The sequence below is a fragment of the Cellulomonas sp. P5_C6 genome (genome assembly GCF_054049635.1).
In genome coordinates, this window is record NZ_JBFULZ010000096.1 from 1 (window position 1) to 15,095 (window position 15,095).

Consider the following 15,095-nt stretch of genomic DNA (forward strand, 5'->3'; position numbering starts at 1 on the left):
GAAGCCGACCGGCACGAGCCACGTGGGTGGCCCGGGCGACGGTCGGCGTGTGCCCTGGCCGAGCACGGGAGCCGACGCGCGCCCGGCGACTGACCTGCGCCCACGGGTACAGACCTCCCACAGGGGGCTCACAGGACTTTTGTCCCTAGTGTCCCGATTTGCGTAGGTGAATACCTAGAAGCCAGATCCGCACCGCGCGGCAACCAGCCGCGCGGCGATCCGAGACTGGCGAGGACGTCATGAGGTCATCAACGGGCACAGTGCAACGGGGCACCTTCGGGCCGGCAGGAAGGACGGTGGCGGCGCTCGTCGGCGCAGTCGTCGCCCTGATGATGTCAGGGCCGGTGGCCGCTGCGGCCGCCGGCCCGCTCGTCGCGACAGCGCCGACCAGCACGACGGACGAGACGAAGGTGCCGCACTACTTCGGGCCGTACCCCAACTGGGCGAACAGCCCCCAGGCGCTCGCGGATGCGGTGGTGACCCTCAGCAGCGGCGGCGGCGCCGGGGCCGAGGCATCGGCCACCGTCAACTCCAAGACCGGTGCCATCGACGCGATCACCGTCACCCAGCCCGGCAGCGGCTACACGGCGGCGCCCGACGTCTCGATCACCGCGGCGGGCGTCACACCGACCTCCACCGCCGCCGCCACGGCGGCGATCTCGCTGGGCGTGATCACGAGCATCGCCGTCGACGAGGCCGGGTTCGGGTTCACCGCCCCGGTCGTCACCCTGACCGGCGGCAACCCCACGCCGGGTCTCGAGGCCGCAGCAGTCGCGAGCGGCGGCGTCGACAACATCACCCTCACCGACCCCGGCAGCGGCTACACGATCCAGCCGATCGTGCAGTTCACCCTGCCCGACCTGCCCGGCGGCACGACCCCGACGGCGACGGCGACCATGGACGCGAACGGCGTGGTCACCGCGATCGACGTCATCGATGCCGGCTCCGGGTACACCACGGCGCCGACGGTCACGATCCTCGACGCCAACCAGGTCAACGCGACGGCGGCGGCTGCCGAGGCGACGATCGGGATCGGCCGGATCGACGTGACGACGGGCGGCGAGGGATACGACTCCGCGCCCGCGGTCGCGATCACCGACACGGTGGGAACCGCCGACAAGGGGGCGAGCGCCACGGCGACCGTCGCGGTCAAGGGCGCCGTCACGGGCATCACCGTCACGACCCCCGGCGCCGGCTACCTGACGCCCGGGCTGAAGAAGTTCGTCGACACGTTGCCCGGTCTGGGTCCGGAGGGTGCGAACGACCTCGGGCAGTACATCCCGGTCGCCGTCCCTGACACCACCACCTACCCCGGCACGGACTACTACGAGATCGCGGTGGTCCAGTACCGCATGAAGTTCCACCGTGACCTCCCGGCGACGCTCCTGCGGGGCTACGTGCAGCTCTCGACGAGCGTCGTGCCCGGCCACCAGGTCGCGCTGAGCAACGCCAACCTCGACCCGACCGTCGCCGACACGCCGATCACCGGGTTCACCGGCGTCGACAACCCGCACTACCTCGGCCCGACGATCGTCGCGACGAAGGACAAGCCCGTCCGGATCCTGTTCCGCAACCTGCTCCCGACGGGCGTCGCAGGAGACCTGTTCCTGCCCGTCGACACGTCGCTCATGGGGTCCGGGGCCGGACCCGACATGATGACGCTGGACGCGGACGGTGTGCCCGTGGACATGGYCGCCGACGAGGGCACCGTGACGGACGGCGTGCGCAACCCCATGTGCGGCGAGACCCCCAAGCCTCGGACGTGCTTCTCCGAGAACCGGGCGACCCTGCACCTGCACGGTGGCATCACGCCGTGGATCAGTGACGGCACCCCGCACCAGTGGGTGACGCCCGCCGGCGAGGACACGGCGTACCCGACGGGCGTCAGCGTGAGCAACGTCCCCGACATGCCCGACCCGGGTCCCGGCGCGCAGACGTTCTTCTACACGAACCAGCAGAGTGCGCGGCTGATGTTCTACCACGACCACTCCTGGGGCATCACACGCCTCAACGTGTACGCGGGGGAGGCCTCGGCCTACCTGATCACCGACCCCATGGAGCAGAGCCTGATCGCTCCCGGAGGCGCGCTCGACGGGTTGGGCATCGGGACGCCCCTCGTCGTCGAGGACAAGACCTTCGTGCCGAGCGCGGCGACGATGGCCCAGCAGGACCCGACGTGGGACTCCGCCCGGTGGGGCGGCACCGGAAGCCTCTGGGCCCCGCACGTCTACATGCCCGCGCAGAACCCCGGCTCCGCCTCGGGCATGAGCTCGTTCGGACGCTGGATGTACGGCCCGTGGTTCTGGCCGCCGGCGAAGGACGCCAAGTACCCGCCGATCGACAACCCGTACTACGACCCGACCTGCGACCCCGACGTGCAGCCGTTCTGCGAGCCGCCGCAGATCCCGTCCACGCCGAACGTCTCGGTGGGCATGGAGGCCTTCAACGACACGCCCACGGTCAACGGCACGGCCTACCCGACGACGACGGTCGACCCGAAGTCGTACCGCTACCGCGTCCTGAACGCGTCGAACGACCGCTTCTGGAACCTCTCCTGGTATGTCGCGGACCCGACGACGGGCACGCTCAGCGAGGTCGCCCTCAAGACCTCGGAGCTCGAGGCCGCACAGACCGACCCGGTGATCTTCCCGACGCCTGACCTGGCGAAGAGCCCGAAGGGGCCGAGCTGGGTCCAGATCGGCACCGAGGGTGGCTTCCTGCCCGCTCCGGTGGTCGTCCCGGCGCACGAGACCACCTGGATCACCGACCCGACGCGCTTCGACGTCGGGAACGTCGACCAGCACTCCCTGCTTCTCGCACCGGCCGAGCGGGCCGACGTCATCGTCGACTTCTCGCAGTACCGGGGCAAGACGCTCATCCTGTACAACGACGCGCCTGCGGCGTTCCCGGCACGTGTCCCCGGCTACGACTACTACACGGGCGGACCGGATCTCTCCCCGGCCGGTGCCCCGAGCACGCTGCCCGGGTACGGACCCAACACGCGCACCATCATGCAGGTGAAGGTGTCGACCGCCGCGCCGGCGCTCGCCTTCGACCGGCCGAACACCACGGCCGACCGCATGGGCGCGCTCGTGACCGCCTTCGCGCACCACGCCGACGGCTCCGGTGTCTTCGAGTCCGGCTCGGACCCGGTGATCGTCGGGCAGGACGCGTACGACTCCGCCTACGGGACCGACTTCGCGGCCACCGGCAACTGCAGCGGGCCGAACCCGGCCACGAAGTGCGACGGGTTCGCGCGCATCAACCAGCAGGGCGGCGACCCGTTCACGTTCGACACGCTCGCCGGCGCCAAGCTGTCGATCCCGCTGCAGGGCAAGGGGATCCACGACGAGATGAACTCGGCCAACTTCGACGAGTGGGGGCGGATGACGGCCAACATGGGCCTGGAGGCGCCGGGGGCGACCCCGCTGCTGCAGAACATCATCCTGTACCCGTTCGTCAACCCGGCGACGGAGCTGCTGGACACCACAGGTCTGCCCAGCAGCCTCGACGTCACACCGATCTCGTCGGCCGCGGACGGCACCCAGATCTGGAAGATCACGCACAACGGCGTGGACACCCATCCGCTGCACTTCCATCTCTACGACGTGCAGCTGATCAACAGGGTCACCTGGGACAACATCATCATCCCGCCCGATCCGAACGAGCTGGGATGGAAGGACACGGTCCGGGTCAGCCCGCTCGAGGACACGATCGTCGCCGTGCGGCCGATCGTCCCGACGCTCCCGTTCGGGGTGCCGGACAGCGTGCGGCCGCTCAACCCGATGATGCCCATCGGCGCCAAGGGGTCTCTCAACGGCCCCAACGGGACCGAGGCGGGCTTCAACAACACCGACGCCAACGGCAACCCCGTCGCGCCCATCGAGAACGTGCTCGCCGACTTCGGGTGGGAGTACGTGTGGCACTGCCACATCCTCAGCCATGAGGAGATGGACATGATGCGGCCGGTCTCGGTGCACGTGGCCAGGGCGTTGCCCGACGCGCCGGTGCTGACGTTCACCCGAGGCAGCGTGGACCTCGCGTGGACGGACGGGACACCGGTCGACTACGCGCAGCCCTCGACCTGGACCAACGCGGGAACCGCGGAGGTCGGCTTCCGGGTGGAGCGGGCCGAGGTCATCGGGGGCGTCGTGGGGGCCTACGGGGTGGTCGCGAACGCACCGGCCAACTCGACGACCTACTCCGACAACCCGCCCGACCCGACGGCGACCTACACCTACCGGGTCACCGCCTGGAACGCGGCCGGGGACTCGCCCTCCAACGAGGTCACGGTCGTGGGCCTGCCGAAGGCACCGACCGCCCTCGACGCCGTGGTCGAGTCGGCTCCGGCACTGCCGGCCGGCGCACAGGTGGCTGTCAGCTGGACCAACAACGCGCCCGACGCGACGAGCATCGTGCTCGAGCGGGCCGTGGGGGCCGGGTCGTTCAGCGTGCTGGCCACGCTCGCGCCCGACGCCACCGGCTACACGGACGTCGCTGTGGGCCCTGGTCCGTACAGCTACCGCGTCGCCGCGGTGAACGCGATCGGCACGTCCGCGTACGCGGGCCCGGTCACGGTGGACGTCCCCAAGCCGGGGTCCACGACGGTGGTGCTGAACGCGCCTGACCCGTCGTTCGTCGGCCAGGACGTCACGTTCACCGCCACGGTGAGCGGCCTGCTCGCCGCGGGCACGCCGACAGGAGACGTCGCGTTCACCGTGAACGGCACGAGCACCTCGGTGGCCCTGGACACCTCCGGCTCGGCGACGTTCACGACGAACGCCCTGCCCGCCGGGGTGTACCCGGTCACGGTCGACTACGCCGGTGACTCGGTGTTCCTCGCCAGCTCGGCGTCCACGACGCAGACCGTGGCCAGGACCGGCACGGCGACCGTCGTCGTCAGCAGCGCGAACCCGTCGACGGTCGGCGGCAACGTGGTCTTCACGACGACGGTCAGCCCGGCGACGGCGACCGGGACCGTGCAGCTCACGATCGACGGCGTGGCGGGCGCCCCGGTGGCGCTCGTCGGTGGGCAGGCAGCTGTCGCGACGACCGCACTCACGGTCGGCGCCCACACCGTCGTCGCCGCGTACAGCGGTGACGCGGCCTACCTGGCCAGCACGAGCCCGACGCTCACCCAGACCGTGGGCTCGGCCTTGCGGGCGACCAGCACCGTCGTGACCAGCAACCGCGCGCCGTCGACCTACGGGCAGGCCGTGACCTTCACGGCCACAGTCCGTCCGACGACGGGCACCGGCATCCCGGCCGGCACCGTGCAGTTCACCGTCGACGGGGTCAACGTCGGCGGACTGGTGACGCTGAGCGCCACCGGGCGGGCGTCCTATGCGACGTCCGCGCTGACCGGAGGCAGCCACACCGTCATCGCGACGTACGGCGGCTCGGCCGTCTTCGCCGGCAGCGGCAGCGCGACGCTGACCCAGATGGTCAACCAGGCGACGTCGTCGACGGCGGTCACGAGCAGCCGCACCCCGTCGGTGTTCGGGCAGACGGTCACCTTCACAGCTCGGGTGACTCCTGCTGCGGCGACCGGGAGCGTGCAGTTCGTCGTCGACGGAGCTCTGGTCGGCGGTCCGGTGGCGCTCGATGCGACCGGGCGTGCCCGGTTCGTCACCAGCGCCATGGCACCCGGGACGCACACGGTGTCGGCGGCCTACAGCGGGGACGTCAACGTCCGGTCCAGCGCGTCCGCGGCGCGGACGCAGACGGTGAACAAGGCGTCGAGCAGGTCGGTCGTCACCTCGAGCGGCACCCCCGCACCGCGGGGCTCGACGGTTCTCCTCACGGCGACCGTCACGGCCGTCGCGCCGGGGGTCGGCATCCCGACCGGGACGGTGCAGTTCCGCATCGACGGCGCCGCCGTCGGCGCACCGGTGGTGCTCAACGCGAGCGGCCAGGCCGCCTTCGCCACGAGAACGTTGACCCCGGGCAGGCACACCGTGTCCGTCGTCTACGGCGGGAGCGCCGGATTCAACGGCAGCACCAGCGGGAACCTCACGCAACGGATCGTGTAACCGTCGCGTGGCCCGGGACGGGGGAGCAGCTGCTCCTCCCGTCCCGGTGCGCCCGGCGGCGGACGGTGACGTCGCAGCGCGCGGTCGTTTGCCCGCACGCCGTCCGCCCGCCAGGCTGCGGGCATGCGCATCGGCCGGCGGGCACTCCTGACCGTGCTGCTCGTCGCGCTCGCCGGCTGCGCGGCGCCGTCCGAGACCCCGTCGGCGTCGCCCTCGGCCCCGGCGGTGGTGGCGTCGCCGGCGGCGGCGAGCCCGACCAGCACCTCGCCGGCGGACGGGTTCGACGTGGTCGCGGTCCTCGGCCAGTCCAACGCCCTCGGCTGGGGCAAGGGCGCCGACGAGCCGTCGGCGGACGTGCCCGACCCGCGGATCTGGCAGTGGCCCGGGTCGGGGCCGGACATGGACACGGTCGTGCCGGCCGTGGACCCGCTCGTCGGGCCGTTCACGGCGTCCGGCATCGGCCCGGCGATGTCGTTCGCCCGCGCGTACGTCGCGGGGCAGGACCGGGAGGTGCTGCTGGTGCAGGCGGCCGTCAACGGGACCGGGTTCACACCGCTGCAGGGGATGACGTGGGACCCCGACCTGCACGGGTCGGTGCGCAACCTCTACGACGAGGCCGTGACGCAGCTCCGCGGCGCGCTCGACCAGGCGCCGGGCAACCGGCTCGTCGCCGTGCTCTGGGTGCAGGGTGAGAGCGACGTCGCCGTGCTGACCCCGCAGGAGTACGCCCAGAAGCTCGACGGGTTGGTCGCGCGGCTGCGTGCGGACGTGGGGCCGGCGCCGCTCGTCATCGGGCAGATGGTCCCCGAGTGGATCGCCGGCAACAAGGCGCGCGCGGCGATCGACGCCGTGCACCGACAGACGCCGGACCGCGTGGGGGATGCCGTCTTCGTGCCGGGGCCGTCGGCGATGAACAACGGGCCGGACGACGACATCCACTACGACGCGATGGGGCAGCGCGAGCAGGGGCGCCGGATGTACGCCGCGTGGGTGGGGCTGACGGGCTAGCGGCGCGCGGCGCGACTCTCCCAGCGGCCGGCCAGGGCGTACAGCGCGGCGGCGGCGAGCGCGAAGCCGCCGAACCGGATCGCGGCGCCGGGCCACGAGGTCCACAGGGGCTCGCGCGAGGCCACGAGCACGACGAGCAGCACGAAGGCCGCAGCGGGCGCCGCCCACAGCGCGATCAGTCGCGGGTTCGTCATCGTCGACCGCCCAGGTCAAGTCCGGCGACGGTGCCGGCCCCACGCCGGCCTCGGTGCCGTCGTGCCGCCATCGTGCGGCAGGCCGCGGAGATGCACACCCCCGGTCTTGCCATGCGGACAAAACGGACGAAGCCGGGTCAGACCAGGCGCAGGGGGGTGTCGGCCACGCCGGCGACGCGCTCGACCTCGTCCCGGAGGTCCGCCCGGGTGGCGGGAGCCGGGTCGGCGAACCACGTCACGTCGATGTCGTCGCCGGTGCGCGACCACGTCCCGCTCACCACGCCGCCGACGATCACGACGTTCGCGCCGCGGCTGACGACGCCCCGCACGGAGGGCGGGACGACGTGCGGGTCGGCGGTGCCGGGACCGAGCACCCACTGGTCGTACCGGGGGAGCAGGCGCACGGTGGCCGTCGGTGACGACGAGCCGAGGTCCTCGAGGTCCTCGCGCAGGACCAGGGTGGGTGCGCCGTCGACGTCGATCGTCGCCAGGCGGTCGCCGAACCCGTCGACCCAGGCGCGGATCCGCTTGCGTCCGGCACCCAGGCCCTCGCCCAGCCAGTACTGGAGGCGGTCGGGCGTGGTCGGCCCGTACACGCGGACGTAGGCCTCGACCGCGTGCCGCCCGGCGTCGTCGAGCTCGAGCAGCCCGGTCCAGCGCGGGTTCGTGTCGAGGCGCTGGAAGGTCGCCTCGGTGCCGCGGGACGGTCCGAAGCAGAGGTCGCCCTGCCACGCGAGCGGCTTGAGCAGCGTCCACGCGCCGTCGGCGAACCGCTCCCGGAGGTGCCGGTACGCACCGTGCGCGGTCAGGGCGGCGCCCAGCTCGTCGTGGGTCAGCGGTCCGTCCGCCAGCGCCTCGCGGGCCGCCTCCCGGAAGGCCGGCCAGTCCGCGGGCGTCAGACCGTAGAAGTCCTGCCAGCTGGGCAGCTCCCACATCCGGCTGGCTGCCCGCAGCGCGAGGTACGCGCCGGCGTCCTGCGGCGTCATCACGTGGGTGGCGCCGCGGAAGGCGAACGTGGTGAGGAGCTCGCCGTCCGCCAGGGCCCGCGCGAGGTCGCCGGGTCGCGACCGTCGGCGCCGGCCGTTCACCGCGAGCTCGGCCGCGGCGTCGTGCTGCGCCGGGGTCGCCCCCAGCGTGCGCACGACGTCCACGGCCGAGCAGCTGCCCACCGGGTCGAGCAGCTGTCGGCGCATCCGCCAGGCGAGCGCCTGCGCCCAGGTGACGGTCACGGGTGGACGGTCAGCCGTTGTCGGCGCCCGGCAGCTTGTCGGTCGCCTCCTCGTACCCCGCGGCGCCGGGCAGAGCGCTCGGCGCGTAGACCAGGCGGACGACGCCCGTCGGGAAGACGTCGGAACGCAGCAGCGTGAGCGGGTAGATCGGTTCGCCCTCGTCGAAGAGCCGCTCGCCGCTGCGGGCGGCCACGGGGTGCACCAGGAGCCGCAGCTCGTCGAGCAGGCCGGCGGCCAGCAGCTGTCGGACCACCGAGATCGAGCCGGGGACGAGGATCTTGCCGACGCCCGGCTCGGCCTTGAGCGCGGCCACCGCGTCGACGAGGTCGCCCTGCAGCGCCTCGGCGTTGCGCCAGCCGAGGTCCTGGCTCCCGCGGGTCGCGACGAGCTTGCGCGTGTCGCCCAGCTGCGCCGCGAAGGTGGCGTCGACGCCCCCGGCCGCCTCCCGGTCAGGCCACGCGCCGGCAAAGCTGTCGTAGGTCACGCGCCCGATGAGCAGCACGTCCGTGTCCTCGTAGTCCTCGCCGACGGCAGCACCCATGTGCTCGTCGAAGTACGGAAAGTGCCACGCGGGGTCGATCTCGACGACTCCGTCGAGCGAGGTGAACAGGGTGGAGACGATCGTCGCCATCGGGGTCCTCCAGGGTCGGGCGCCGCGCCCCGCGCGCGGCCGCTCGACACGATCAGATCGCATCTCCGACGGGCGCGCGACCCTGGACGCTCGGCCGACGAGCACGGAAGCGGGCGCCGGGACCGGCCTCTCCGAGGCGATCTCGGGCGCCGGTGCGCACCTTGTGCCCGATATGTCCACCGCCCTACGGTGAATGACACCGCCGCCGGCAGTCCGACCGGGGCTGCAGCGAAGTGGGCCGCATGTCCTCCGCGCTCTCCACTCTTGGCCGATGGGCGTTCCGCGCCCGGCGCCTGGTGCTGACGCTGTGGATCGTGGCGCTCGCGGCGCTGGTCGCGGCCGCGGGGTTGCTGGGGACGGGCACCGACAACACCTACCGGATCCCCGGGACCGAGTCGCAGGACGCGTTGGACGCGCTGGCGCGCACATTCCCGCAGTTCAGCGGCACGTCTGCGCAGCTGATCGCGGTCGCGCCGGACGGGGGAGACGTCACGACCCCGGAGTTCCAGGACGCCGTCGAGAGCGCGGTGACGGCGATCGCCGCGATCCCGCAGGTCTCCGGCGCGACGAGTCCGTACGGGTCGGCGTCGAGCCCGAACATCGCGTCCGACGACTCCGCGGTCCTGGTGCCGATCCAGCTGTCGGTGGGCACCACGTCGGTCCTGCCGTCGACGGCGCAGGCATTGCAGGACGCCGGCGCCTCGCTGCAGGAGGCYCTGCCGGCGGGATCCGAGGTAGCCGTCGGAGGTCAGCTCTTCGCGCAGAGCGCCGCGGGCATCGGCGTCACCGAGCTCATCGGCATCGCGGTGGCGTTCGGGGTCCTGCTGCTGACGTTCGCGTCGTTCGCCGCGGCCGGCATGCCGCTGGTGACGGCGCTCATCGGCGCGGGCGCCTCGCTGGCGATCGTCTTCGTCGGCACCCGGTCGCACACGATCACGTCGACGACGCCACTGCTCGCGCTCATGCTCGGGCTGGCGGTCGGCATCGACTACGCGCTGTTCATCATGTCCCGCCACCAGGACCAGCTGAAGCAGGGCCTCGAGCCCGAGGAGTCGGCGTCGCGCGCGGTCGCCACGGCCGGCTCGGCGGTCGTGTTCGCCGCGACGACCGTGATCATCGCGCTGCTGGGGCTCAGCGTGGCGGGCATCCCGTTCCTCACGACGATGGGCGTGGCGGCCGCGCTGGCGGTGTCGATGGCCGTACTGGTGTCGACCACGCTCACGCCGGCGCTGCTCGGCTTCGCGGGCTGGCGCGTCGCGCCCAAGACGTTCCGTCCCGGGGCTGTGGCCGCCGCCGAGCACGACGACGAGCCCGAGAAGGCGAAGACGCGCCCGCGGACGCGCACGGCCCTGCGCTGGGTGCGGCTGGTGACGCGCCGGCCGATCGTGACGGTCCTCGTCGTCGTGGCGACCCTCGGGGTCGCCGCGATCCCCGTGACGGTGCTGAGGCTCGCGCTCCCCGACGCGGGCTCCCTCGAGGAGTCCGCACCCGCCCGGATCACCTACGACCTCGTCGCCGAGCACTTCGGCCCCGGGTACAACGGGCCCCTCGTCGTGACCGGCCTGGTCATCCAGAGCACCGATCCCGTCGGCCTGGTGAACGACGTCGCGGCCGAGATCACCGCGCTGCCCGGGGTCGCCTCGGTGCCGCTGGCCACGCCGAACGAGGACGGCGACACGGGCGTGATCCAGGTGATCCCCGAGGGCGGTCCGGACTCCGAGGCGACCAAGGCCCTCGTCGGCGAGCTGCGGTCCCAGCACGACCACTTCCAGCGGGAGTACGGGGTGGACCTCGCGGTGACCGGCTACACCGCGGCCGGCATCGACATCTCCGCGCAGCTCGCCGAGGCGCTCCTGCCGTTCGGCCTGCTCATCGTCGGGCTGTCGCTGGTGCTGCTCGCGATGGTCTTCCGGTCGGTCGTCGTGCCCGTGACCGCCGCGCTCGGGTACGTCCTGTCGCTGCTGGCGGCCCTCGGGCTGACGGCGCTGGTGTTCGTCGACGGCGTGCTGGCGGGGCCGCTCAACGTGGCATCCGTCGGCGCGGTGATCAGCTTCATGCCGATCATCCTCATGGGCGTCCTGTTCGGCCTGGCCATGGACTACGAGGTCTTCCTGGTCAGCCGGATGCGGGAGGACTACGTCCACCACGGCGACCACGAGCAGGCGATCGAGCACGGCTTCGTCGGCTCCGCCCGTGTGGTCACCGCCGCGGCGATCATCATGGTCGCCGTCTTCGCCGCGTTCATCCCGGAGGGCGACGCCTCGATCCAGCCGATCGCGTTCGGGCTGGCGGTCGGGGTGGCCATCGACGCCTTCGTCGTCCGGATGACGTTCATCCCCGCCGTGCTCGCCCTGTTCGGTGACCGGGCCTGGTGGATCCCCGCGTGGCTGGACCGCGTCCTGCCGCGCTTCGACGTCGAGGGGGAGGGGCTCGCCCAGGAGCTCGCGCTGGTCGGCTGGCCCGAGGGACCGGAGCCGGCGATCGCGGCGGAGGGCCTGCGTGTCGCCGCMCTGCCCGGGGCCGTCGACGTCCTGGTCCCGCCCGGGGACGTGCTGGTGGTGCGGGGCGGCACGGCGAGCGAGCGGCGCGCGCTCCTCCTCGGGCTGGGCGGACGCGTGCCGGTGGTCGAGGGGCGCGTGCGGGTGGCGGGGCTCGTGCTGCCGCCGCGGGCCGGCACGGTCCGTCGACGGACCTCCTACGTGGACGTCATGCGGTCGACGGATCTGCGGGCGGCCCTGCGCGGCCCGGCGTCCGTGGTTCTGGTCGACGGGGCGGACGGGCCGGCCGACCCCGACGTCCGCGACACCGTCCGCCAGGCCCTGGCCGACGCCGTGGCCGACCGGGCCGTCACGCTGGTCGTCGCGTGCCGTGCCGACGCGGTGGTCGACGACCTCCTGCCGCCCGATCGAGCCGTGCACACCCTCGTGCTCGCCCCGGCGCCCGCGGCGGTGCCGTGATGCGATCCGTCGACCGCCTCGGCGCGCTCGCGGTGGTCGGTCTGGTGCTGCTCCCGCTCGCGATCGCCGGACTGCTCACCTGGGCTCTGTCCACGCCGGCGCAGCACCTCGACCGCGTCACGGCGGCGATCGTCAACGACGACGTCCCCGTCACGCTGAACGGCAAGACGCTCCCGGTCGGCCGCCAGCTCGCCGCCGGCCTGATCGAGCAGGGTGGGTACGACTGGGTGCTGACCAACGACGACGAGGCCGCCGAGGGGCTGGCCGGCGGCCGCTACGTCGCCGTCGTCACCATCCCGACCTCGTTCTCGGCGTCCGCGACGTCGTTCTCCGGCCCGGCGCAGGACGCGCAGCAGGCCGACATCCGGGTGACGACRGCGCCGTCGTCGGCGCTCCTCGACCCCGCGTTCACGCAGGCGATCACCGATGCGGCTGTCGCGGCGGTGAACAAGCAGCTGATCGCGCAGTACCTCGACCAGCTCCTCACCGGCTACAGCACCCTCAACCAGCAGATCGGCCAGGCGGCTGCCGGGGCGGACGAGGTGGCAGCCGGGGCCGCGTCCCTCGCCGGGGGTGCCCAGCAGCTGGCCACAGGTGCGGACCAGCTGTCCGCGGGTCTGCAGAACGTCGACGCGGGGGCCGGCGCCCTGTCGGACGGCCTGGCCGAGCTCGACTCCGGGGTGCAGGACCTGCCGGGCCAGACCGCCCAGCTGGCCAAGGGCTCCGCCGCGGTCGCCGGCGGGCTCGACGAGGTGGCCTCGGGCCTGGACGACGCGATCGCMCAGCTCACCGCCGTCCAGGCGACGGTCTGCGCCAGCCCCGGACCGGCGTGCGACGGCGTCACCGGTGCCCTGCAGAGGTTGCAGGCGCAGGCGCCGACGGTCGAGACGCTCGCCGGCGGCGCCGACGCCGTCGCCGCCGGGAACAAGACGCTGGCCGCCGGCATGCCGCCGCTGGTCGACGGCATCGACTCGGCCGCCGCGGGTGCCGCGCAGCTCGCCGACGGTGCGGGGCAGGCCGTCGGGGGCGCCGAGGCGCTGGACACGGGCAGCCAGAGCCTGGCCTCCGGAGCCGACCAGGTGGACACCGGCGCCGCGCAGCTGTCGGACGGGCTCACGCAGGCCGTCGCGCAGATCCCCGCCTACTCCGCCGACGACGTCGGGATCCTCTCCACCGTCGCCTCCCAGCCCGTGCGGGCCGACCAGCTCACCCCTGCGCCAGGCATGCAGGCCGTCCCGTTCTTCGCGGCGATCGCCCTCTGGATCGGCGCCGTCGTCGTCGCGGCGACCCGGGCGGCCGTGCCGGGCGCTGCCCTGCTCACCGCGGAGACCTCGGTGTCGATCACCCGCCGCGCCGCGCTCCCCGGGGCCGCGATCGGCGCGCTGCAGGGTGTCGTCACCGCCGTCGCCGTGCTGTTCGCCGTGCAGGTCGACGCGTCCGCCTGGGTGGCGTTCGTCGTCGCGAGCGCGGTCGTCGGGCTCGTCTTCGTGGTCGTGAACCAGGGGCTCGCCGCTGCCTTCGGCGGTGTCGGCCGGTTCGTGGCCGTGCTCGTCGCGGTGGTCGCGCTCGCGGTCGGGCTGACCTCGACGGTGCCGCCGACGGTCGCGGGTCTCTCGAACCTGCTGCCGACGGCGCCCGGCTTCGGGGCACTGCTGGGCGCGTTGACCGGCGACACCGCGACCGCTCGGTCCGCGGTCGTCGGGCTCGTGCTCTTCGGGGTCCTGGGCGTGCTGCTGGTGCTCGCCGGTGTCGCCGCGCGCCGCCGCTCGCGGGCCCGTGACCTGGCCGGTTCGGTGGCCTGACGCGCGCGGAGGCCGCGCCCACCTGCGCAGTCGCCCGAGATTCACACGCGGGGGCCCGCCCACGGAGCCCATCGCTGGGTTACGGTCGAATTGCAGTAATCCAGACATCACACCGAAGGAGCACTCCATGTCGGACGACCAGTCCACCGATGTCGTCGCCGCTGTCAGCGACGGCGCGTACACCCTCCTCGTGGCCGATTTCGCGGACACCGACACGGCGTGGGGGGCGTACGAGAGCCTCAAGGAGGTCGCGGACGGCAAGACGCTGGACATCGAGGGCGTCATCGTCGTCAAGCGCGGCGCCGACGGCGGCCTCGAGGTCCAGAAGGCGACCGACCACAGCACGCGTCGCGGACTCGGCTGGGGCGTCGTCGGGGGTGTCGCGCTGGGCATCATCTTCCCGCCGTCCATCATCGGCAGCGCCGCCGTGCTGGGCGCGGTCGGCGCCGCGACGGGCAAGGCCCGCGAGCTGCACCACCGCAAGGAGCTGACCGAGGAGCTCCAGGACGCCATCGCCCCCGGACACTCGGGCATCGTCGCCCTCGTGTCCAACCCGAGCGTGGTCGAGATCCGCAAGGCGCTGGACAAGGCGGATGCGATCGTCGAGAAGGCGCTCGACAAGGCCGAGGCCGAGGAGATCAAGGCCGCGGCCGACGAGATCCAGGCCGAGACGAAGTAGCTGCACTGGCGGCGTCCGGGTCGGCGGGTGACCATCGAAGGGTGCCCAAGACAACCCGATCCGGCGCCGCCAAGCAGAGCGAGCTGCCCAGCACGCTGCAGCGTTCCGACGAGTGGGCGCAGCGCACCTACGCGCACGCCTACGACGCGGCGATCGAGCAGTACGACGGCGACGAGGAGCGGGCGCACCGTGTCGCGTTCGCCGCGCTGAAGCACACGCACGAGAAGGTYGGCGACAGCTGGCGGCCGAAGCAGGAGCCCGGACCGTCCGACCGCCACTCCGAGGAGGGCTACGGGTCGACCGCGCCCACGGCGGGTGGCGTCGACGCCAACGCCGGCAAGGCGCACCTGTACGAGGTCGCGAAGGAGCTCGAGATCGACGGGCGCTCGCGGATGAGCAAGGACGAGCTCGTCGCGGCGATCGAGAAGGAGAACGACCGGCGCAGCCGGCAGGCGCTGCAGTGACGGAGCGCATGGTCGACGTCGGCGACGGCGTGCAGCTCTGCGTCGACGTCCAGGGTGCGGGCCGGCCGCTCGTCCTGGTGCACGGTGCCGGTTGCGGGC

The 15,095-nt window shown here is 72.9% G+C and carries 9 protein-coding genes; 6 read left to right on the forward strand and 3 right to left on the reverse strand.

The features are described 5' to 3' along the window. The first annotated feature begins 296 nt into the window (after positions 1-296). Together ACXJKG_RS12280 and ACXJKG_RS12285 are read left to right on the forward strand one after the other, a co-directional pair. Positions 297-6,032, forward strand: coding sequence for an Ig-like domain repeat protein (locus ACXJKG_RS12280; RefSeq protein ID WP_456846042.1), 5,736 nt, complete (start codon positions 297-299; stop codon positions 6,030-6,032). A 123-nt stretch (positions 6,033-6,155) separates the two neighbouring features. Beyond that, positions 6,156-7,040, forward strand: coding sequence for a sialate O-acetylesterase (locus ACXJKG_RS12285; RefSeq protein WP_456846043.1), 885 nt, complete (start codon positions 6,156-6,158; stop codon positions 7,038-7,040). Here the strand turns inward: ACXJKG_RS12285 and ACXJKG_RS12290 are convergent. The 3 genes from ACXJKG_RS12290 to ACXJKG_RS12300 form a co-directional block, all read right to left on the reverse strand. After that, positions 7,037-7,234 (reverse strand): hypothetical protein, encoded by a 198-nt coding sequence (locus tag ACXJKG_RS12290; RefSeq protein WP_456846044.1) that lies wholly within the window; start codon positions 7,232-7,234, stop codon positions 7,037-7,039. The two genes, ACXJKG_RS12285 and ACXJKG_RS12290, sit on opposite strands and share 4 nt — an antisense overlap. Positions 7,235-7,371: 137 nt before the next feature. After that, a complete protein-coding gene (locus ACXJKG_RS12295; protein ID WP_456846045.1) occupies positions 7,372-8,463 on the reverse strand; it encodes a DNA glycosylase AlkZ-like family protein in 1,092 nt (363 codons plus the stop codon). A gap of 10 nt (positions 8,464-8,473) precedes the next feature. Beyond that, positions 8,474-9,094, reverse strand: coding sequence for a dihydrofolate reductase family protein (locus ACXJKG_RS12300; RefSeq protein ID WP_456846046.1), 621 nt, complete (start codon positions 9,092-9,094; stop codon positions 8,474-8,476). A 242-nt stretch (positions 9,095-9,336) separates the two neighbouring features. Between ACXJKG_RS12300 and ACXJKG_RS12305 the strand changes: the two genes are divergently transcribed. The 4 genes from ACXJKG_RS12305 (at position 9,337) to ACXJKG_RS12320 (ending at position 14,996) form a co-directional block, all read left to right on the forward strand. Continuing rightward, on the forward strand, positions 9,337-12,051 hold the full coding sequence (locus ACXJKG_RS12305) for an MMPL family transporter (protein WP_456846047.1): 2,715 nt from the start codon (positions 9,337-9,339) through the stop codon (positions 12,049-12,051). Beyond that, positions 12,051-13,853 (forward strand): YhgE/Pip domain-containing protein, encoded by a 1,803-nt coding sequence (locus tag ACXJKG_RS12310; protein ID WP_456846048.1) that lies wholly within the window; start codon positions 12,051-12,053, stop codon positions 13,851-13,853. Before ACXJKG_RS12305 ends, ACXJKG_RS12310 begins: the two co-directional genes overlap by 1 nt. Positions 13,854-13,980: 127 nt before the next feature. After that, positions 13,981-14,532 carry a DUF1269 domain-containing protein gene (locus tag ACXJKG_RS12315; RefSeq protein WP_456846049.1) on the forward strand — a complete coding sequence of 184 codons (552 nt, stop codon included), beginning with the start codon at positions 13,981-13,983 and terminating at the stop codon, positions 14,530-14,532. A 41-nt stretch (positions 14,533-14,573) separates the two neighbouring features. Then, on the forward strand, positions 14,574-14,996 hold the full coding sequence (locus tag ACXJKG_RS12320; protein WP_456846050.1) for a ChaB family protein: 423 nt from the start codon (positions 14,574-14,576) through the stop codon (positions 14,994-14,996). Positions 14,997-15,095: the final 99 nt, after the last annotated feature.